General features: G+C 61.5%; 12 protein-coding genes. 4 read left to right on the forward strand and 8 right to left on the reverse strand.

Annotation, left to right across the window (positions count from 1 at the left end):
- Positions 1–97 precede the first annotated feature (97 nt).
- Positions 98–1,432 (reverse strand): collagen-like triple helix repeat-containing protein, encoded by a 1,335-nt coding sequence (locus V6P94_RS00260; protein WP_326397281.1) that lies wholly within the window; start codon positions 1,430–1,432, stop codon positions 98–100.
- A 315-nt stretch (positions 1,433–1,747) separates the two neighbouring features.
- Entirely contained in the window at positions 1,748–4,084 is a 2,337-nt protein-coding gene (pbpC, locus tag V6P94_RS00265; protein WP_405046724.1) for a peptidoglycan glycosyltransferase PbpC, read from the reverse strand.
- Positions 4,085–4,167: 83 nt separating this feature from the next.
- On the opposite strand from pbpC, the gene V6P94_RS00270 reads away from it, so the two are divergent.
- Positions 4,168–4,461, forward strand: a complete 294-nt coding sequence (locus V6P94_RS00270; RefSeq protein WP_133078782.1) for a hypothetical protein — start codon at positions 4,168–4,170, stop codon at positions 4,459–4,461.
- A gap of 21 nt (positions 4,462–4,482) precedes the next feature.
- Here the strand turns inward: V6P94_RS00270 and V6P94_RS00275 are convergent, their stop codons facing one another.
- Positions 4,483–9,372 (reverse strand): alpha-2-macroglobulin, encoded by a 4,890-nt coding sequence (locus V6P94_RS00275; RefSeq protein ID WP_133078781.1) that lies wholly within the window; start codon positions 9,370–9,372, stop codon positions 4,483–4,485.
- Positions 9,373–9,566: 194 nt separating this feature from the next.
- Here V6P94_RS00275 and V6P94_RS00280 point away from each other — a divergent pair, with 194 nt between their 5' ends.
- On the forward strand, positions 9,567–10,922 hold the full coding sequence (locus V6P94_RS00280; protein ID WP_219262809.1) for an MATE family efflux transporter: 1,356 nt from the start codon (positions 9,567–9,569) through the stop codon (positions 10,920–10,922).
- Between the two features lie 15 nt (positions 10,923–10,937).
- On the opposite strand, the gene V6P94_RS00285 is transcribed toward V6P94_RS00280, so the two are convergent.
- From V6P94_RS00285 to V6P94_RS00305, 5 genes are all read right to left on the reverse strand, one after another.
- On the reverse strand, positions 10,938–11,807 hold the full coding sequence (locus V6P94_RS00285; RefSeq protein ID WP_326397280.1) for an alpha/beta hydrolase: 870 nt from the start codon (positions 11,805–11,807) through the stop codon (positions 10,938–10,940).
- Positions 11,808–11,893: 86 nt separating this feature from the next.
- Positions 11,894–13,813, reverse strand: a complete 1,920-nt coding sequence (gene speA / locus V6P94_RS00290) for an arginine decarboxylase (RefSeq protein WP_133078778.1) — start codon at positions 13,811–13,813, stop codon at positions 11,894–11,896.
- A gap of 208 nt (positions 13,814–14,021) precedes the next feature.
- Positions 14,022–14,393: a translation initiation factor Sui1 gene (locus tag V6P94_RS00295; RefSeq protein ID WP_019825846.1), complete on the reverse strand. Its 372-nt coding sequence runs from the start codon at positions 14,391–14,393 to the stop codon at positions 14,022–14,024.
- Positions 14,394–14,682: 289 nt separating this feature from the next.
- Positions 14,683–15,225 carry an NUDIX hydrolase gene (locus V6P94_RS00300; RefSeq protein ID WP_133078777.1) on the reverse strand — a complete coding sequence of 181 codons (543 nt, stop codon included), beginning with the start codon at positions 15,223–15,225 and terminating at the stop codon, positions 14,683–14,685.
- Between the two features lie 3 nt (positions 15,226–15,228).
- Positions 15,229–16,296 carry a DUF2333 family protein gene (locus V6P94_RS00305; RefSeq protein WP_133078776.1) on the reverse strand — a complete coding sequence of 356 codons (1,068 nt, stop codon included), beginning with the start codon at positions 16,294–16,296 and terminating at the stop codon, positions 15,229–15,231.
- 266 nt (positions 16,297–16,562) lie between these two features.
- Here V6P94_RS00305 and V6P94_RS00310 point away from each other — a divergent pair, with 266 nt between their 5' ends.
- Positions 16,563–18,206: a diguanylate cyclase gene (locus tag V6P94_RS00310; RefSeq protein ID WP_133078775.1), complete on the forward strand. Its 1,644-nt coding sequence runs from the start codon at positions 16,563–16,565 to the stop codon at positions 18,204–18,206.
- Positions 18,207–19,204: 998 nt separating this feature from the next.
- Complete coding sequence (locus V6P94_RS25035) at positions 19,205–20,248, forward strand: methyl-accepting chemotaxis protein (protein ID WP_405046744.1); 1,044 nt, start codon at positions 19,205–19,207, stop codon at positions 20,246–20,248.
- Positions 20,249–20,256: the final 8 nt, after the last annotated feature.

The raw sequence follows: 20,256 nt of genomic DNA on the forward strand, positions 1-20,256 counted from the left end.
ACATGAAAAAAGACGAGAGACTCATCTGAATCTCTCGTCCCAACCAAGCGTAGGCGCTGTAGGTAAGGCCGTCGAACCGGCCAGGTGCAATTAATCGTCAGTTTTTCTTGCCCAGATTGCCCAGCCCACCCAGCACTCCCCCAAGAGCACCACCCAGACCTGTATTGGCGCCCGTGTTACTACCTGTGCCGGTGCCTGCACCCAACAAGCCGCCGAGAGCGCCGCTCAGACCTGCGCCTGCGCCGGTACTGCCACCCGTGCTTGCGCCCACTCCCAACAGACCGCCAAGACCCAAACCGGCACTTGTACCGCCACCTGTGCTTGCACCTGCACCCAACAGGCCGCCAAGACCGCCACCAATGCCTGCACCGGCACCTGAACCATTACCCGTGCTTGCACCCACACCCAGCAGGCCGCCAAGACCACCACCCAGACCCGAGCCGGTGCCCGTGTTTGCAGCCGGATTCAGCAGGCCGCCCGCCTTGTCGACCGCACCGCCCACGCCCACCAGCACGCCACCTACCAGCGAGGTCACCGGATTTTTGTCGCCGGTTGTAGACACCTTGGTGCCAAGACCGCTCACGGTGCCACCGACCTTGGTCAGCAGCCCATCCACCGGGGCTCCAAGGCCTGTGGTGGTACCCACTTTGCCCGTGACGTTTTCTGCCAGGGAAATGACCGGTACCAGGACCTTGTCATTCACGCCCCCGGTCACCTTGCCCAATTGGCCACTGTTCACATTGGTGGTCAATGTGTCACCGAGCATGGTCACGGTTGTACCGACTTTGTTGACTAGCCCACCTGTGGTGTCAGTCACTTTGCCCACCAGGCCACCGGCCAGCGGGATCTGGCTGATTGGCGTGTTATCGAGCACTGTGCTCAAGCCAGTACCAACGGACGAAACGCCTTTACCCAGCTCGCTGACCGCATTGGTCGCACCCGCTACGGTGATGCCCAGGGAATTCTTGTCTGTGCCCAACGTACCCAGGCCATTCGTCAGGCCAGTGGTGACGGAGCTCACGGCATCGCCGGTTTTGACCACCAGGCCGCCACCCAGGGTGCCGACTACCGGCACCGGGGTCAGGGCAGTGCCCAGACCACTGACAGTGGTGCCTACGCCACCCAGGGCGGTACCGACTTGACCTACCACCTGGCCTGTAACCAGAGGCGTAGTCACACTGCCGCCAGTCCCGCCACCATCTGTACCGCCAGTGCCACCGGTACCGCCTGTACCACCCGTGCCGCCGGTACCGCCTGTGCCACCTGTACCACCTGTACCACCCGTGCCGCCGTTTGCACCGCTGCCCGAACCGGTATTGGTTGTGGTCACATAGCTTTTGGAGCCGCCACCGCCACTGCTGCAGCCCGCCAGGCTGACAGTCATGACCAACAATAATGCTGTACTGGTTTTAAACCACAGTTGAGTGTTCATGATTAATTCCCTTGCACCTGTTACGCCTGAGTTCGAAGTTCCCTGCTCTGCGTCAGGGATACATTCATCCGTTGGGTACATAACAACCTCAAGGGTCATATCAAACAATTCACAACTTGGTATTAACCCCTTATATAAAGAGGCCGATACCCTGCTTGAGAACTAATACTTTAGCGTTAAGAACTTATTAAAAAAGCTATTTATCAAGGTCAGGGACTGCCCACCAAAGTAAAAAACCCACCACCAAACTTTAGGTATATATACAATTAACAGCGTTTTATAAGCGCTTTATCCCGCAAAAACGCTTTGATTACCTCACTCCACCACACTGAACTCGACACGGGCGGTTTGCCCGCTTTCGTCAAGCACGCTGAGCTCATAACGCCCCACGTGTTCCAGGGTGGTGCTGAATACCTCCAGTGGCAGGCTGTCCCCCAAAGGGGCGCCGTTGATAAACCACCACCGCCGCCCCTCTCCGCCCAGGGTCGTCAATGCCAGCCGCAACACCGACTGGCTCGCAGCCGGGCGGCGCAGGCGGTCGCCTTCGCGCACGCCCGAAATCGACAGCGGTGTCACTGCACTCAAGGGCGGTGGCGGGCATTGGCGTGAGGCGTCTGGCAGTCGCACCTCACGCCGTTCAACACGGGGTAGCCACGGTTCAAGCGGAGCAGGCCACAACGCCACCTCACGCACTTGCGCATCCGGGCATTGCGCCCCCACGCGCAGGCCCCGGGAGTTGACCCGGATGGTTTCCTTGAGCCCCACCCCCAACGGCTGGTCCGCCGCAAGCAAGGTCGGGGGAGTGATGTGATCCAACGTCCAGGCAAAGCGTTGACGACGGCAATTGGGGTCACTCTTGTTCATGGGTTGGCCCAATGGCCAGCAGATCGCAGCCACCCCGACGCTGTCAGGTACGGCCTGCACCGGCGCCACAATGCCGCGCTGGCTGTCGCGGTTACTCAGCACATCGTGGACTTGCAGCATCAAAGGGGCCGCCGACGCCAGGCCAAACTGCCCCGGCACGGGCGTGCCATCCGGGCGACCGATCCACACACCGATCAGATAACGCGGTCCAACGCCGATCGCCAGCGCATCGCGAAAGCCATAGCTGGTACCGGTCTTCCAGGCCAATTGCGGGCGCTGCACCAGATCGGCATGGGGGTCACGATCCGGGCGCGCCTGACCGCTGAGAATGCGCCGGATAATCCACGCCGCTCCTGGGGACAGCATGGGGCGATCGTGTAATTCGTCACTCGGCTGCAGACGTAAATTGGCGCTGCGCCCTTCTCGCGCCAGTGCGCTGTAGCCGCTGACCAGATCCTCCAGGCGAGTGCCGGCGCCGCCCAGAATCAGCGCCAGATTGGGTTGCGCGAGTGCCGGCAGGCTCAACGGCACGCCGCCATTGCGCATATCGGCGGCAAAACGCTTGGGGCCATAAGCCTCCAGCAACTGCACGGCGGGCAAGTTAAGGGACGTCACCAGCGCCGCACTGGCCGATACCGGCCCGCTAAACCCCGTGGAGAAATTACCCGGTCGATAGTCGCCATAGCGCCGGGGCACATCCTGCAGCAACGACTCGGAGTGGATCAGCCCCGCATCCATTGCCATGCCATACAAAAACGGCTTGAGGGTGGAGCCCGGCGAGCGCATGGCGGTGATCATGTCGACATGGCCAAAACGGCGCGCATCGTTGATATCCACCGACCCCAGATAGGCGCGTACCGCCATGCTCTCGGTCTCGACCACCACGATGGCGGCCGAGGTGTGATCGGGTAAACGGGCGCGCCAGCCCAGCAGCAAGTCTTCGAGACGGCGCTGCAGGCTGGCGTCGATCAGGGTACGGATCAGCGGCGGGCTGTCCGGGCGGTTGAGCCGTCGTGCCAACAACGGCGCCAGGCTCGGTTCCAGGCGCGGCGCCAGTAACAGCGGTTCTTCCTGCGCCTCGTCAACCGCCGATTGCGGCCACACCCGGTATTCGGCCAAGCGGCGCAACACCTTGTCCCGCGCCACTTGTGCCCGCCCCGGATGACGGTCGGGACGCAAGCGGCTCGGCGCCTGGGGCAACACGGCGAGCAGCGCCGCCTCGGAATGGGTGAGCTGGAGCGGAGACTTGCCCAGATAAGCCCAACTGGCCGCCGCGACCCCCTGTAACGTGCCGCCGAACGGAGCCCGGTTGAGGTACAGCGCAAGAATCTGGTCCTTGGACAAGTGCCATTCCAGCTGCGCCGTACGCCACAACTGGCGCAGCTTGCCGGGCAGCGTGCGCTCATGGGGATCGAGCAAACGCGCCACCTGCATCGACAACGTGCTGCCGCCTGACAACACCCGTCCGCCCGTCAGGTTTTGCCAGGCCGCACGGCCCAACGCCAAGGGATTGATCCCGGGGTGCTGAAAAAACCAGCGGTCTTCGTAGGTCAGCAAAGCGTCCAGGTACAACGGCGATACTTCACCGGTTTGCACCGGATAGCGCCACACGCCATTGGCATCGGCAAACCGCCACAGGGGCGTGCCGTCTTCGGCCAATACCACACGGGCCAGATCATCCCGGGGCAAGGGCAACGGCCAGATCCTGTCGGCCAACCACAGCAATGCGCACGCCAGCAGCAGACCGGCGAGCGTCCAGCCGACTATTTTTTTGATCCTTGCCCCCACTGACTCTCACTCTCTACGCAACTTGCGGCATGGATGGATGCCTAATCTGGCACAGTGGCCACCTTACTCATCGGAACATGACCATGCACGTCGAAAGTTTTATCGGAAATCTTGGCCTCTGGCTGGGCACACTGGTTCGTTTTATCGTGGAGAGCCTGAACGGCCTGTTTGGCGCCATCACAGAGGCAGGCAGCAGCTTTGTCGAAGGCATGGCGCGCGCGTTGGGTATGGACACCTCGATCATCAGCATTGCGGTACTGATCATCGGCTTGCTGTTTCTGTACAACGCCGTGCGCGCCTTCATGCGCGCCTCGGTCATCGGTGGCGTGATCTGGCTGCTGCTGGGCCTGTGGGTGCTGAGCTGGATCATCAACTGAGCAAGCCCGCTCCCACTCCGGTCAGCGGCCCTTGATCACCATGTCCCCCGGTGTGTCGCCCACGGCCTGCCAGTTGGGGCGGTACATCGACTCCACTTGCGGCGGCGGGACGCGGTAGGTGCCAGGGGTCACGGCACGGGCCAGGTACAGCAGGTGCGTGGTGCCGTAGCCATCCAGTTTCAACGCTGCCACATACCGATCATCCCGATATTCCTGGTGCTGCACGCTGGCGTTCTGCATCGACTCGCGCCATTGCTTGACCTGGGTACTGGCGTTTTCAAGGCTGGCGGCGCTTTGGCCCAGATTCTGGTTTTCAAGTTCCAGGCCCGCTGGCAGCAAATCGACCACCAGCGCATCCGGCACCTGCTGCTTGGCCGTCACGGCCAGGTGCACCAGCACCAGATCACCACTTTTCAGGGCCTTGAGGTTCAACGGCTCCCCGTTCATGCCCAGGTAGTCACGGCGAATGCTCATGTTCTCGCCGCCCGCCGCCGGGGCTTGTTGTGGATAACCTGAAATCGTCAGTTGTTGATAAACCGGCGCACTGCCTTCGTTGCGCAAGGTCAGTGGCGAGGCCAGCAGCGGCCCGTCGAGCTTGAGGCCCGACTGGGCATTGTTCAGCTCGCGGGTCTGGTCGCCACTGGCAAACTGCACCGACCACTTGGCTTCAGGCTGGCTCAACAGATCGCGACCGGCAAGGAACAGCGCGTTGCGCTCCTGGGTCGACAGCCACTGGCTCGCCGCCAGTTGATCGGACAGGTCGAACACCCGTTGCTCGCGCTGGCCGGCCATCAAGTTGTTTTCTTCCAGCAAGGCCAGAATCAGAGCCTGATCCCGCAACGGGCTGCCGTAATCGCCCAGCCATTGATCGGCTTTACGGGTCACTGCCAGGCCCGCCACCAGCGCCTGATCAGCCCGTGGTTGGTCGCCCATCTTCTGCAAGGCAATCGACAACTGCACCAACGGCAGGCCGGAACGGGCATCGCTGCGTCGCTCGAAAATGCTGCGCAATGCACCCAGCGGTGCTTGCTGACTGCGGGCCAGGACCATCGCCGCATAGGCCTGCACGGCAAAGCGGGTGTGTTCGAGGTTTTCGCTGTAATCGGCCTCGATCAGGTTGCGTTCCTGCACATAGCGCAGCAAACGCTCGCTGGCCTTTTTAAGCGCTTCAGGCGGCACGGCATAGCCTTGATCCCGGGCACGCAGCAAGAAATCGGTGACATAGGCGGTGAGCCAATACTCCTCCTGACCGTCCGCGCCCCACAAGCCGAAGCTGCCGTTGTAACGCTGCATGCCCAGCAGGCGCTCGATACCCAACTCGATTTTGCGTTTGCGCTCGGTGTCCGGTTCGCCTTCCAGGCCCAGGCGTTTGAGCAGGGCCGCATCGGCATACAGCGCCGGGTAAAGGCCGCTGGTGGTCTGCTCGGAGCAGCCGTAGGGGTAGGCTTTGAGCGCACGGATCTGCTCGCCCAGGTTCAGCGGCGGGCGGCTCGACAGGCTGAGCAAGGCTTCACGCCCGGCCGGTTCAAAGGCTTGCAGCTCGCCCTCGGGCAGACTCCAGGGCTGGTCATTGAGCACGGCACGGTAATGCTTGAGCAATGCCGGATACGCCGGGCGCACGCCCAGCGTCCATTCGCGGGTGAACGGCGCCAGGGTTTCACCCGGCAGGTCCAGGCCATTGACCGTCACCTTGACCACACCGGTGCCATACCCGCCCAGTGCCTTGACCGGAACCTGCAAGGTACTGCGCTGGCCGGGGCTGAGTGTCAGGTTCTGTGTCGCGTCACCCGGCAGGCTCAGTTGCCCCTCGGTGTTGAGCTTCACGTGCAGCGTTTGCGGCGTGTCGGTGAGGTTGGACACGTCCAGCGCCAGCCGTGTCTCGTCGCCACCGGCCAAAAAGCGCGGTGCCGCCAGTTCGGCCACCAAGGGCGCGGCGACCACGGTTTTGGCCTCGGCCATGCCGTAGCGATCATCGGTCCAGGCTTGAGCCATCAGGCGCAGCTCGCCGTTGAAGTCAGGGATATCCACACTGACTTCACCTTCGCCCTGCTCGTTCAGGGTCACGGGTGCGCTTTGCAGTGCCACGATCGTCACGCTGGTGGCAGGCCGCTTGCCGCCTTTGGCCAGCGCTGCATCGCCACCGAACGCCAGGCTGGCCAAACGGCCTTGCCCGATTTCGATCAATTGCCCGTAGATGTCCAGTTGATCCGCGCCATAGGCCTTGCGCCCAAACAGACTGGCAAATGGATCCGGAGTCGGGTAGTCGGTGATGTTGAGCACGCCCACATCCACGGCGGCCAGCAGAACATGGGCTTGCTTGGGGATGCTGCCATCGGCGTTCTTAGCGTGGATTTTCACCGTCAATGGCTGCTTGGGGCGCATTTTTTCAGGGGCATCGAGAGTGAGTGCCAACTTGCGCTGGCTGCGATCGATCGGCAAATGCAGCACGCCCACGGCACGCTTGGGAGTGATATTGGTCTTGCGCTCACCCGGTCGAATCACCAGGGCGCTGATGTACAAGTCGTGCCGCGCCCAGCGTGGGTCAAGCTTGACGTCGAAGACCTTGCCCTCGGCAGGCACCTCGATTTCTTCCCACCACAACGGGCCGTCGCTGCCTTCAACCAGCAAATAGCCTTTGCCTGCCGCTGGCGGCGTGACCGTTACCCTGGCCGTGTCGCCATCGGCATAGGCAGCCTTGTCCAGCGCCAGCTTGACCTGATCGGGGCGCACGGCGCCGCCTTCGGCGTTGTCCTGGGCGCGATAACCGGCCCAGAAGCGCAGGCTGCTGATCAAGCCGGTTTTCGGGTCTTCAACTTCAACGCGATACGGCCCCCACTCGACCGGGAAGCTGACCTTGGCGGTTTCGCCGGCCTTGAGGCTGAGGGTTTCTTCGTTGAGGTTCAGAAACTTCTCGTTGTAGTGGTAGCTCCAGCCGTCGCTGTCCGAGTAGTTCCAGTAATAGTCACGGCGCTCGCGCACCAAGCGCACCTTGAGGTCGTCGGCGGCCAGCTTGTTGCCCTGGCTGTCGGCAACCAGCAGCTCGAATTCAACCGGGCCATCACCGTCGGTTTCAGTGCCGTCAAACAGGCCGCGAATGCCCGGCAGACGATCCGCTGGCCACACCGCCTGCACCAGACGCCGGGTAATCGGCCGCCCGCCCGACTCTTGCAGACTGGCCTGCACAATCAGTTGCAACGGGGATTTGGCATCGCTCCACTGGCTTTCGAGGCTGATGGTTTCCTTGCCTTCGGCATCCAGAACGCTTTCGTCCAGTTCCAGGTCCTGAGTCAGCTCGGGTTCTGTCACCGATCCGAACTCATAGCCCGGCAAGGTGCTGACGGCCTCGCGCAATGGCCGCACATAGACTTGACCACTCAAGCGATTACCCGCCGCCGGAGCGCCATACAAGTAGCGGCCATTGACCTGGATTTCAGCGGTTTGCTCAGGGCTCAGCGGCGTATCGCTGCCCTTTAGCTCCAGCGCCAAACGCTCGGGCAGGAAGTCCTCGACCAAAAACTCGTACAGCTGCGGCTTGCCGTCACCGAAGTCGAACACCAGCTGCCAGCGCCCGGTCGGGGCTTCAGCGGCCAGTTGCAACGGGTACTGATACAACCCAGAAGCGTCCGGCGACCACACAAACTTGCGGCTGACCTGCTCGTCCGGACGACGGACTTCAACGCTGACCGGCTGCGGCTTGACCGGGTTGCCATCGCGGTCGCGCAACAAGGCATTGAGCAATACGGTTTCGCCGGGGCGATACAGGTCACGGGGGCCAAACACAAAGAACTGCAGCGGATGCCCCTGGGGGCCGCCAATATCGAATTCGGCCAGGTCCAGCGCCGCCGTGTTCAGGCGCAGCAAGCTGGTTTGATCGCCTTGGCGCGCAACCAGCACTTCGGCCTTGGGTGGCAACGCCAGTTCGGCGTGACCGTCTTTACCGGTTTTACCCTGGCCCAGCATCTGGCCTTTGCCGTCGAGCAATTCCAGCTCGACACCCGCCAGGGCGCTGCCGCCTTCAAGGGCCTGGGTGAACACATCCAGTCGCTTCTGGTAGCGGTGTACCGAAAGGCCGATATCGCTGAGGGTGAACAAGGTGGCAGGGGTCGAATAGTTGTAGCTGCCCGTCGCCGTCATCACCGCCAGATACACGCCCGGCTGCTGCAAAGGCTTGATTCCGGACGTCGGCAAGATCAGGGTTTCACGGGTATTGCGCGCCGGGTTCAAGTCAAAACGGCCGCCGTACACCAGCTCGGCCATGCTCAGCAGATCCTTGGCTTCGTAGCTTTGCAGGCTGCTGTTGCGACCCCATTGACTGAGAAACGCTGGCAGGGACTCGGGTTTGACCCGAAAGAACTCAACATCCACCTTGTCGACGTTCAGCGCGATCACCGGCAAGCCTTCGGCCAGGCGGGTGGGCAGCAAGTTGCCACGGCTGGCAAAGCCGACCGTGGGTTGCAGGTCACGGGTTTCAAGGCGGCTGATGTACTCGGCGGCCAACGTGGCGTCGTTGACGGCACGCAGGCCGGGGTCAACGGTGAGGATCAGTTTGCGCTGTGGCTCAAGATGGCGCAGGCGCAGTTCCATCAGGTTATCCGACAACTCCCAGGCGCCATCGACCTTGCCGGTTTTGGCATCGACCAGGTGCAGCTTGTCTGCAAAATTCTGCTCAGGATGGAGCGGCACCGAAAAGCTCACGGACAAGGTGCTGGCTCCGTCCAGTTGCACCTCGGACACATCCACCACACTTAACTCACGCCCGGCGTAACGCTGGGCCAGGGCCTTGACGTCCTGCACCGGTTTGGCGGGCTGGCTCGCGGCAACGGTCGGCGCTGCAGGCTTGTCGACGCTCGAAGAATCGCAAGCGCTCAACAGCGCCAGCGTGCAGGCCAGGAACAATCCTTTGTTAAGCATGGTGTTCTCGTTAACTGGGCAGATAAAGGGCGACTATATAACAGCCGCTGGGGAACCACAGCCGCACTGGTCTGATTGTGGGAGCGGGCTTGCTCGCGATGGCATCACTGCGGCTGGCCTGACAAACCGCGCTGCCTGCAGCGCGAGCAAGCCCGCTCCCACAGGTTACAATCGCGCCCCCCAAAGGAGCCTGCATGTCATCTTCTCTATCAGCCGACTGGCGCGATCGCCCAACCCATCGCCGGGTATGGGCGCTGGCGGCGCCCATGATTCTGTCGAATATTTCCGTGCCCCTGGTGGCGCTGGTCGACAGCACGGTCATTGGCCATTTGCCTCACGCCCATCAGCTGGGCGCAGTGGCGGTGGGCGCCAGCATGTACATCTTCCTGGCCTGGATGATGGGCTTTTTGCGCATGGGCACCACCGGGTTCTCCGCGCAGGCCGCAGGGCGTGGCGATGGCACCGCACTGCGACAAATTCTGGTGCAGGGCTTGCTGCTCAGTGCGTTGCTGTCGATGCTGCTGGGGGCCATTGCGATTCCGTTCAGCGGGGTAGCCTTGAGCGTGATGCAACCGTCGTCCGAGCTGCACGCCCTGACCCTGGATTTTTTCCATATCCGCCTGTTTGGCTTGCCCGCTGCCCTGGCCAGTTATGCCTTGGTGGGCTGGTTCCTGGGGACGCAGAACGCCCGCGCGCCACTGGCGATCCTGCTGACCACCAATCTGGTCAATATCGCCCTTAACCTGTGGTTTGTACTCGGCCTGGACTGGGGCGTGGTCGGTTCGGCGCGGGCTTCGGTGATTGCCGAGTGGAGCGGCGCCCTCCTCGGTTTATGGCTGACCCGCGGCGCCCTGCGCACGTTTCCAGGCACCCTGGCATGGGCCGGGTTGCGCATCTGGAACAACTGGAAGCCGTTGCTGGGGGTCAATCGCGATATTTTTATCCGCAGCCTGATGCTGCAACTGGTGTTTTTCTCCATCACCCTGCAAGGCGCCCGCCTGGGTGACGCCACCGTGGCGGCCAATGCGCTGCTGCTCAATGGCCTGCTGCTCGCGGCCCACGCCCTGGACGGCCTGGCCCATGCTGTCGAGGCACTGTGCGGGCATGCTATCGGTGCACGGGATCGCAATGCGTTACGCCGTTCGATGGTGGTGGCCTGTGGCTGGTCGTTGCTGGCCAGCGTGGGGTTTGCGCTGTTGTTCATGTTCGGCGGCCATCTGTTTGTGCAAATGCAGACCGACATCCCTGCGGTGCGCGAAACCGCCTTCCAGTACCTGCCTTATCTGGCCGTGCTGCCGCTGATTGCGGTGTGGAGCTATTTGCTCGACGGGCTGTTCATTGGCGCCACCCGCGCCCGGGAAATGCGTGATGCAATGGTCATCAGCGTGATTATCGCGCTCCCTGTCGCCTGGGCACTGCACGGTTATGGCAACCACGGGCTGTGGATAAGTTTTCTGCTGTTTATGGTGCTGCGCAGCCTGACCCTGGCGGTTTATGCGTGGCGCATGCAGCGCCGGGACGAGTGGTTTACGCCCAAGGCTGCAACCTGACCCCGCAACCTGCGCCTACGGGGTTGCGGTGACAAACTCGCTGACGTTGTCCAGCACCGGTGCCAGCCAGCGCAGCGGCCGTGAAAGCGCCGCCACCAGCGTCACGTGACTGGTGCGCGAAAAGTACAGCTCCTGCACCGGCACCTGCGCCCCGCGCAGTGCATTGGCCAGGCCGCCTGTGTTTCGGGTCGGGTTGACCAGCGTATCCGTCGCGGCCGCCATCAATAACGTCGGCGGCGACGCGTGGCTGACATGACGAATCGGCTGCGACTCGGGCGGTGAATCCGGGTAGAAAAATACCGGCCTGACGGCCTCATCCTTGATCGGCAGAAAGTCGTATGGCCCAGCCAGACCAATCCAGCCGCGGACATTGGCCGGGCTCAGGCCTACGGCCTTCAACCATTGCGCATCGAGGGCCAGCATCGCGACGTTGTAGGCCCCGGCGCTGTGGCCCATCAAGTACAGACGCTGGGGATTGCCGCCGTACTCGCCAATGTGCCGATACGTCCAGCCCACCGCCTGCGCACCGTCCACCAGAAACTCCGGATATCGCACCTGTGGATAAAGCCGGTAATCGGCAATCACCGTGGTGATCCCCCGGGAAGCCAGGGCTTCGCCCACAAACAGATAGTCACTGCGCGAGCCGCTGTTCCAGCTGCCGCCATAGAAGAACACCACCACCGGCGCGCCGGGTACAGGCTGCCTGGGGCGGTAGATATCGAGGGTTTGCCGTGGGTCTGCGCCGTAGGCAATGTCGCTGGTTTTTTCGAAGCTGCCGGTGGGCGTCAGGCCGTTGATGACCCCCACCGGTGAGCAGGCGCTGAGCAGCCAGCCCATCAGTCCCGCACAGGCCAGCCCGATGACGCGCTTGAAGGTATTGGACATGCCTGCGACCTCTGGGCAAAAAAAAACGCTGACCCCTGCAATGCACAGGTCAGCGTAGTTCAGTCAACGAGGACTATGTCGGGCAATCAGTGGCTCGACAGGTACGACGAACGGGTCAGGCCAAGACGCAGCGCGTCCAGATACTGGGTACGCTCCTTGACGCTGATGTTGGCGCTGGCCACTTTGTCGCGGTAGTGGTTCATCAGCTCTTCGGGGGACAAGTGCACGTAGCGCAGCATGTCTTCGATGGTGTCGTGGGTCTCGATACCGGCGTGATAAACGCTGCCGTCTTCGTTCTGGTAGATGTTCACCGAATCGGTGTCACCAAACAGGTTGTGCATGTCACCCAGGATTTCCTGGTAAGCGCCCACCAGGAAGATACCCAGCAGGTAGTCTTCGCCTTCGTTCAGCCCGTGAACCGGCAGGCTGGTTTCGATGCTCTGCTCGTCGACGTATTGCTTGATCTTGCCGTCGGAGTCGCAGGTCAGGTCTTGCAGCACGGCGCGACGCAGCGGCTCTTCGTTGAGACGGTGCAGCGGCAGGATCGGCAGGACCTGGCCAATCGCCCAGGTGTCCGGCAGGCTCTGGAACACCGAGAAGTTGCAGATGTACTTGTCGGCCAGCTTGTCGTTGAGTTCGTCCAGCACCTGACGGTGGGAACGCTGACGCGCTTTGAGCGAGTTGTGCAGGCGACGGCATACGGCGAAGTAGCACTGCTCGGCCAGGGCTTTTTCAGCCAGGTTGATTTTGCCGTCGGCGTACTGGGCAGCGATGTCGCTCATGTAGTGCGTGGCACGCCAGTAGGTTTCGGTGACCATTTCAATGTCGGTCGGGCCCAGCAGGTCAACCAGCCATTGCACGGTCTCGGGCAGGCTTTCCTTGTTCTCGATCACCGGCACGTCGTCGTTGTGTTTCTCGACGTCGGTCACTTGCACCACCAGCATGGCGTGGTGCGCGGTCAGGGAACGGCCGCTCTCGGAGAAGATGTGCGGATGCGGCAGGCTCTGCGCGTCGCAGAACTCTTTGAGCATGCCCACTACCACACCGGCGTAATCGTCCATGTCGTAGTTGATCGAGCTGGCGTTGCGCGAGTGCGTACCGTCGTAGTCCACGCCCAGACCACCGCCCACGTCGATGTGGTCAACCGGCAGGCCCAGGTTGCGCAGTTCGCCGTAGTAACGAATCGCTTCCTTGAAGCCGTGCTGGTAGTCCGCCAGGTTGGCGATCTGCGAGCCCATATGGAAGTGCAACAGGCGGATGCCCTGATCCAGACCGGCCACACGGAAACGCTCAACCACCGACAGCAATTGCGCGGCAGACAAACCAAACTTGGATTTCTCGCCGCCCGTGTCAGCCCACTTGCTCGATGCCAGGGACGACAGACGTACGCGCAGACCCACCTGAGGCTTGACCTTCAGCGAGGCCGCTTCTTCGATCACCAGGTCTACTTCGGATTCTTTCTCGATCACGATAAAGACGTTGTGACCCAGCTTCTGGCCCATCAGTGCCAGACGGATGAACTCGCGGTCCTTGTAACCGTTGCAGACGATGGTGCCGCCCTTGGGGGCCAGCGCCAGCACGGCCAGCAGCTCAGGCTTGGAGCCGGCTTCAAGGCCAATGGACACGTCTTTGGTGGCGATGATGTTTTCGATCACCGCTTCTTGCTGGTTTACCTTGATCGGGTACAGCGCGGTGTACTTGCTCTGGTATTCCAGGCGCTCGATATTGGCATCGAAAGCGCCGGTCAACTGGCGTACACGGTCTTGCAGGATATCCGGGAACCGCACCAGCAACGGCAAGGACAAGCCACTGTTTTTGCGCAATTCGTCGACCTGCTCGTACAGATCGATGGGCGAGCTGTTCGGGCCGTTCGGACGGACTTCTACGCGACCGGCTTCATTGATCGCGAAATACCCGGCCCCCCAATGGCGAATCCCATAAACGCTGCGGCTGTCCGCAACTGTCCATTGGCTGCCATCGTCTTTGCGTGTGCGTCGTACGGACATCGAAGTCCCCTATAAATAAGTCAAATAGCCCAGCCTGAAAGCAGGCTGGCGCAGTCTAAAGTGTGAACGTGACGATTAGTCAGACCCTGACAACAGCGCCGAGTTTAGAAACCCGTGATAACAGGCTCTGTGAAAACCATGGCAAGCACGATCTGGCCAGCCCTTCAGAGGCGCCAGATCGGCTGTGCGGTGGTTTTCACAGAGGCTGCTAGCCGCCGGATTTCTTGGCTTTGAACCCGTGCTTGATCAACTCGCCAAGCAACAGCTCGACGTGATCGCCCTGGATTTCGATGATGCCGTCTTTCAACGCACCACCCGTGCCACAGCGTTTTTTCAACGTCGTGGCCAGTTCCTTGAGCGCGTCTTCAGCCAGCGGCACGCCGGTGATGGTGGTCACCGTCTTGCCGCCACGGCCTTTGCTTTCGCGACGCACGCGGGCAATGCCATCACCTTCGGGGATCAGGGTTTGTTTGCAGGTACAGGCGTCCACCGGCTGGCGACAGTCCGGACAGTGACGACCTGCGTCGGTGGAAAATACCAGGCCACCAAGGGCGGCGAAGGATGCGGCTTTTTTGGCCACCGGCAATCCTCATTCGGAGGACAAATAATTGGCCGGTGCATGACGCTGTTGCGCCAAGGGATACCGACCGCGAAGCCCCACTCTGGCAGGGGCAGCGCAACTCAGGCGGGAAAACCGCCTGAGCCTGAAAAAGGTCGCGCAGTGTAACGACAAAATCGCTGCTGCCCAATAGCCAATCGGCGCAAAAATCTTGGTGAACCCTGTAGTCGCTGCCGCAGGCTGCGTTGAGGGTTGTGGGGACCTTGAGAAAACGGGTTGCTACGCAACCCTTCGCAGCCTGCGGCAGCGACTACAGGGTTTTGACTTGCGCCAGATAACGCTTGAGCGCATCCAGTGAGTCAGGGCAGTAGTCCAGGTGCGTACTCAAGCGCAGTGCCTCGTCCACCGGCATGAAGCAGGCCTGCTGAACTTCTTCGGGCTGCACCTGCAAGGGGCCATCCCACACCGCCGAAAACACCGCGCACCACAGGTGGTTCTGCGGGCCTTCGAAGTAAAACCGCTCATGGGCCGTCAGCGCCACGCCACTGACCCCAAGCTCCTCGGCCAGTTCCCGGGCAGCCGACTCGGCGTAGGTTTCGTCCACACCCACCATTCCACCTGCCGCCACATCCCAAAAACCCGGGTACAGCGCTTTGCTGAGGGTGCGCTGATGCACGCACAGTTCCCCGGCAGAATTGAATAAAAGGATGAACGTACCGCGCCCGATCAGGCCGCGCTCGCGCAACTCATGGCGCGCCAGGGCGCCCAGCAAGCGATCATCACGATCGACCCAGGCAACTTGCTCGACATCAGAGGCCGCACGGTGTGCGGCCTCCAAAGCTGAAATAGCCATCGCTTAGCCTTGGGACAGCAATTGACGAAGGTCCATGACCGCCGCGTTGGCGCGGGAAATATAGTTGGCCATGACCAGCGAGTGGTTTGCCAGGACGCCATAGCCGCTGCCATTGAGGATCATGGGGCTCCAGACCGGTTCTTGAGCCGCTTCCAGCTCGCGAATGATCTGGCGCACGCTCACCGTGGCGTTCTTTTTGGCCAGCACGTCGGCGAAGTCAACTTCGATGGCACGCAGCAAGTGCGACAAGGCCCAGGCTTGACCACGCGCTTCGTAGAACACGTTGTCGATCTGCATCCACGGCGTTTCGACCACTTCTTCGTCAACCACCGGCACCTGGCCCGGCTGCAGAGATTCTGTCTTCAGTGCGCTATTGAGCTTTACCCGCCCGACACTGGCCGACAGGCGTTGCGACAGCGAACCCAGACGGGTCCCTACATCACCCAGCCAGTTGTTGAGGTTATCGGCGCGTGCATAGAACAGTGCATTTTTCTGATTCGGATCAGACAGACGCGCCTGATAGCGGCTCAGGGAGTTGATGCCTTCCTGGTATTCGGATTCGCTGGACGGCAGCATCCAGCTCTTGTTGTCAAAGTTGAAGCGCGGCTCGGCCTTGGCCAGATCTGCATCTTCGGCCGATTGCGATTGCGAGCGTGCGAAGTCTTTGCGCAGGGCGCGGGTCAGGTCCCGTACCTGCACCAGAACGCCGTATTCCCAGCTCGGGATATTGTCCAAAAAGATGCCCGGTGGAAGACGGTCATTGGACAGATACCCGCCCGGCTTGTTGAGCAACGTACCGGCCACGGTCTTGAGGGTTTCGACGGTGGTGAAGCCCGGCACCATCTGCTTGCCTTCTTTCTCGGCCGCCAGCTGGGCGTTTTGCTGCACAGGGAACAGGTCCGGTTCCTGGCTCCAGTACCAGCCAAGCCCCAGGTTCACCACCACGAAAATCGCCACCAGCACGGCGATGGAGCGGCTCAGCAGAATGCTTTTGAAATAGCCACGCGACTGTGTTTTGGTCTCTTTTACCGACTCGCGGGCACTGCCCTCACGTTTTTTCCAGTCCAGCATGGCTATGTCCTTTCATCTGCTTGATTCAACGGTTCGACCATAACCCTAACCCATCGTGCCTTGGGTGCACGCTTTTAAATCGGGGCCGGGCTTCCTGCCGTATCGCAGGGGCCATTTACGCCCGGCACTATAGAACAAGCACGCGGGCGATGGGCAAAATGGCTACCCACCCGTTAATTTCAAGTAGAAACTCGTACATTTGAAACGAGCTGCTAGCATAGAGCCACTATTTCATTTCAGCATGCTCACTTACCAGCAGCCAGGATATGACAGAGCTAGAAGACCCCAGTCGCGAACGCCTGAAACACCACTTTGCCCAGCGTGTCACCCACCAGGCACGCCAGATCCTTGAGCTCTGGCAGCGTTTACAAGCTAATGAATGGTCACCCGCAAGCCTGGCCGAACTCGACGACGCCAACCTGCGCCTGCTGCGTTTTGCCAAGCGTTTTGAACAGCCGGAGCACACCGAGCTGGCTCGGGCGATCAACGTTGCGCTGCAAGACATGGCAGCCAATCAAAGTCGCCTGAGCAGCCAGCTCATCACCGAGCTCAACCGTTTGATGCAGCGCCTGTCGCGCACCGGCCTGCGCCAGGGCGACGTGGACGCCAACATCCGCCTGCCGCCGCTGCGCAAGCCTGTGTATATCTTGCTGCAGGATCTGGAGCGGGCGGACCGCCTGGCCAGGCAACTGGAGTTTTTTGAACTCAGCGTCCAGGCCTTCAACAACCCGATGAACTTTCGCCACGCCATGGCCGAGCGCCATCCGGCCGCGATTGTGATGGACGTCGATTTCGGCGGTCCGGGCCTTGGCCTGGAACTGGCCGCCGAAGCCCAGGTCGGCCTTGAGCAGAAACTGCCGCTGCTGTTTTTCAGCCTGCATGAAACCGACACCCCGACGCGCCTGGCCGCCGTGCGCGCAGGAGGGCAAGCGTTCATGACCGGCACCCTCGAAGCGTCCAGCCTGATGGAAAAGGTCGAAGTGCTGACCTGTGTCGCTCAGTACGAACCTTACAAAGTGCTGATCATTGACGACTCCCGGGCCCAGACGTTGCTTACCGAGCGCCTGCTCAACAGCGCGGGAATTGTCACCCGCACCCTGACCGATCCGATCCAGACCATGGCCCAGCTTGCAGACTTCCAGCCGGACCTGATCATCCTCGACATGTACATGCCCAGCTGTACGGGCACCGAGCTGGCCAAGGTCATCCGCCACAACGATCGCTATGTGAGTGTGCCGATCATTTATCTGTCAGCCGAAGACGACATGGACAAGCAACTCGACGCCATGAGCGAAGGCGGCGATGACTTCCTGACCAAACCCATCCAGCCGCGCCATCTGATCACCACCGTACGCAATCGGGCCGCCCGTGCCCGCCACCTCAAGGCGCGCATGGTGCGGGACAGCCTGACCGGTCTGTATAACCACACCCATATCCTGCAACTGCTCGAAGACTGCACCTTTCGCGCGCGCCGTGAAAATCGTCCATTGAGCTTTGCGATGCTCGACCTGGACCACTTCAAACACGTCAACGATGGCTACGGCCACCCAATGGGCGATCGGGTGATCAAAAGCCTGGCGCTGTTTCTCAAGCAACGCCTGCGTAAAACCGACTTTATTGGCCGATACGGCGGCGAAGAGTTTGCGATTGTGATGCCCGATACGGACCAAGAGTCGGCTTACAAGGTGCTCAATCAGATTCGCCAACGTTTTTCGGAGATTCACTACCCCGCCCAGCCGACCGATCTGTCGTGCTCGTTCAGCGCCGGCGTGGTGCAAATGCAGGACGAGGCTGACAGCCTGCTGATGGCCTCACAGGCAGACGAAGCCCTTTACCGAGCCAAGAACAGCGGCCGCAATCAGGTGCAGCGCTTCACCCAGACAAGGCCAATTGCCACTATTTGCTCGTAACCCCTGTTTCCCGTCATACCGCTGTAACTTAAGTGCAATAACTTCTGCCGCTTCTGACTGTGTTGTAGGCAAAATCCCACATGCGCCTGAAGCTGCTAACCAATCTCAACACACTGTTGCTGGTCGCCGTGTGCCTCGCCCTGGGCGCAACCTTGTGGTGGTCACAACAGGCACTGGAACGGCCCTTCCTGTTGATGGAGCGCTACCTGAGCCTCTCGCAGCAGTTCCAGAATAAGGTGGCACGCAATATCGAGGACTACCTGGCCAGCGGCGATGCCCTGCGCCTGAGCGATGCCAACAGCGCCCTCGACACGCTCAAGGACGAACTCAAGCCATTACCTGTGGCGCTGGCCGATGCGCTGCGCCCCAGCCTTGAAGACCTGAGCACCTACAGCAATACCCAGTTGCTGGCTGCCGGCAAATTGGCCGGTGATCCCCAGGCCTTGCTGCTGCAAGCCGAACGCGAGCTGGGCGCCAGCCTCGAACAACTCAGCCAGTACGCCAGCGATGCCGCCTCACCCGAGGCCCGCGCCTACCTGCCCTGGTTGCTTGGCGCCTCGCAACACTTGGCCAAGCTGTCTCTTGCTCGCGACAAGCTGGTCAGTAGCGGGCGCAGTGAGCTGGCGGGCGACGTGGCGCGTGAGCTGGACGGCATTGAGCGCCAGGTCCGGCAAATCGACGCCTTGCCCCTGCTGGGGGTGAGCAGCAAAAGCGCTTCGGACACCGACGACTTTGCCGCGATGATGGGCCTGGAATCCACCGCCACAGCCCAGGCCGAAGACGCCGGAATTGGCCTCAAGCGCGAACTCAACAGCCTGCTGAGCCGTTACCCGGCGGAGCTCAAGCGCACCCGGAACCAGATAGAACAACGCGCTCAACTCAGCGCCGCCACCCACCTGAAACTCGATGCAGTGCAGCAGGCCATCGCCGGGCTGGAGCCGGTGGTACGCGCCGAACACGGGCAGATCCAGAACGAAGTGCGGTTGATTCAGGGACTGATGATTGGCCTGATCCTGCTGATTGCGCTGCTGATCGACACCCTGCAACGCAAACTGGCGCGGGTGCTGACGTATTTGGCACCACTGCTTTCGACATGGGCCGAGGGTGACTTCAGCCGCGACATTCAGCTGGGCAAAACCAACCGGGAATTGCGCGACATCGAATCATCACTCAACCGGCTGCGCAGCTATCTGGTGAATCTGGTGGGCACCCTGCGCCTGAATGCCGAGCAGGTTGCCGGCAGCAGCCAGACCCTGGCCGAACTGAGCACGGGACTGCACAGCGGCGCACAACGCCAGGCAGGTGATACCGCGCAAATCCGCGACGCACTGGGTGAGCTGGAGGCCACCATTTCTCAGGTGGCTGGCGATGCCAGCCAGGCCGCCGACGCCAGTCGCAGCGCCGGGCTGGCCGTGGCACAAGGGCAACGGGTGATCGGCCAGAGCCTGACCGGGCTGCACGCCCTGGTGGGAGAAGTGCAAGGCAATGCGCAGACCATCGAACGTCTTGCAGAAGAATCGGCCACCATCGGCGGGGTCCTGACCGTGATTCGCTCCATTGCGGACCAGACCAATCTGCTGGCGCTCAATGCCGCCATCGAGGCTGCCCGCGCCGGTGAAATGGGCCGTGGCTTTGCGGTGGTCGCCGAAGAGGTGCGTTCCCTGGCGCAACGTACTGCGGGTGCGACCAACGAAATACAGGTACTCATTGGTGGGCTGCAACTGGCCGCCCGCCAATCGGTCGAGGGCATCCGTGCGCAAGTGACCCACGCCCAGGCCACCGCCCAGCAAGCCCAGGACGCGGACGGTGCCCTGGATGAGATTGTCGGGGCGATTGCAACCATCTCAGACACCGCCGTGCGCATTGCCGACGTCACGGCACAACAAACGGGCGCCGTCAGCGAGATTCGCGATCACAGCGAGCGCATTCACGTGCTGGGGGACGAAAACCTGCAACGCATCGGCATTGCCCGCGACCAGAGCCAGCAGCTACTGACGCTGGGGTCAGAACTCAACACCGCGGTGCAGGCGTTTCGGGTGTAACCCGCTCC

Source organism: Pseudomonas sp. ML2-2023-3 (genome assembly GCF_037055275.1).
In the GTDB taxonomy this organism is placed as follows: domain Bacteria; phylum Pseudomonadota; class Gammaproteobacteria; order Pseudomonadales; family Pseudomonadaceae; genus Aquipseudomonas.

Bases quoted from the DNA above. Each gene is read 5' to 3' on its own strand.
- V6P94_RS00260 (WP_326397281.1), bottom strand. From the start codon at position 1,432: ATGAACACTCAACTGTGGTTTAAAACCAGTACAGCATTATTGTTGGTC.
- V6P94_RS00270 (WP_133078782.1), top strand. From the start codon at position 4,168: ATGCACGTCGAAAGTTTTATCGGAAATCTTGGCCTCTGGCTGGGCACA.
- V6P94_RS00275 (WP_133078781.1), bottom strand. From the start codon at position 9,372: ATGCTTAACAAAGGATTGTTCCTGGCCTGCACGCTGGCGCTGTTGAGC.
- V6P94_RS00280 (WP_219262809.1), top strand. From the start codon at position 9,567: ATGTCATCTTCTCTATCAGCCGACTGGCGCGATCGCCCAACCCATCGC.
- V6P94_RS00285 (WP_326397280.1), bottom strand. From the start codon at position 11,807: ATGTCCAATACCTTCAAGCGCGTCATCGGGCTGGCCTGTGCGGGACTG.
- speA (WP_133078778.1), bottom strand. From the start codon at position 13,813: ATGTCCGTACGACGCACACGCAAAGACGATGGCAGCCAATGGACAGTT.
- V6P94_RS00300 (WP_133078777.1), bottom strand. From the start codon at position 15,225: ATGGCTATTTCAGCTTTGGAGGCCGCACACCGTGCGGCCTCTGATGTC.
- V6P94_RS00305 (WP_133078776.1), bottom strand. From the start codon at position 16,296: ATGCTGGACTGGAAAAAACGTGAGGGCAGTGCCCGCGAGTCGGTAAAA.
- V6P94_RS00310 (WP_133078775.1), top strand. From the start codon at position 16,563: ATGACAGAGCTAGAAGACCCCAGTCGCGAACGCCTGAAACACCACTTT.
- V6P94_RS25035 (WP_405046744.1), top strand. From the start codon at position 19,205: ATGATTGGCCTGATCCTGCTGATTGCGCTGCTGATCGACACCCTGCAA.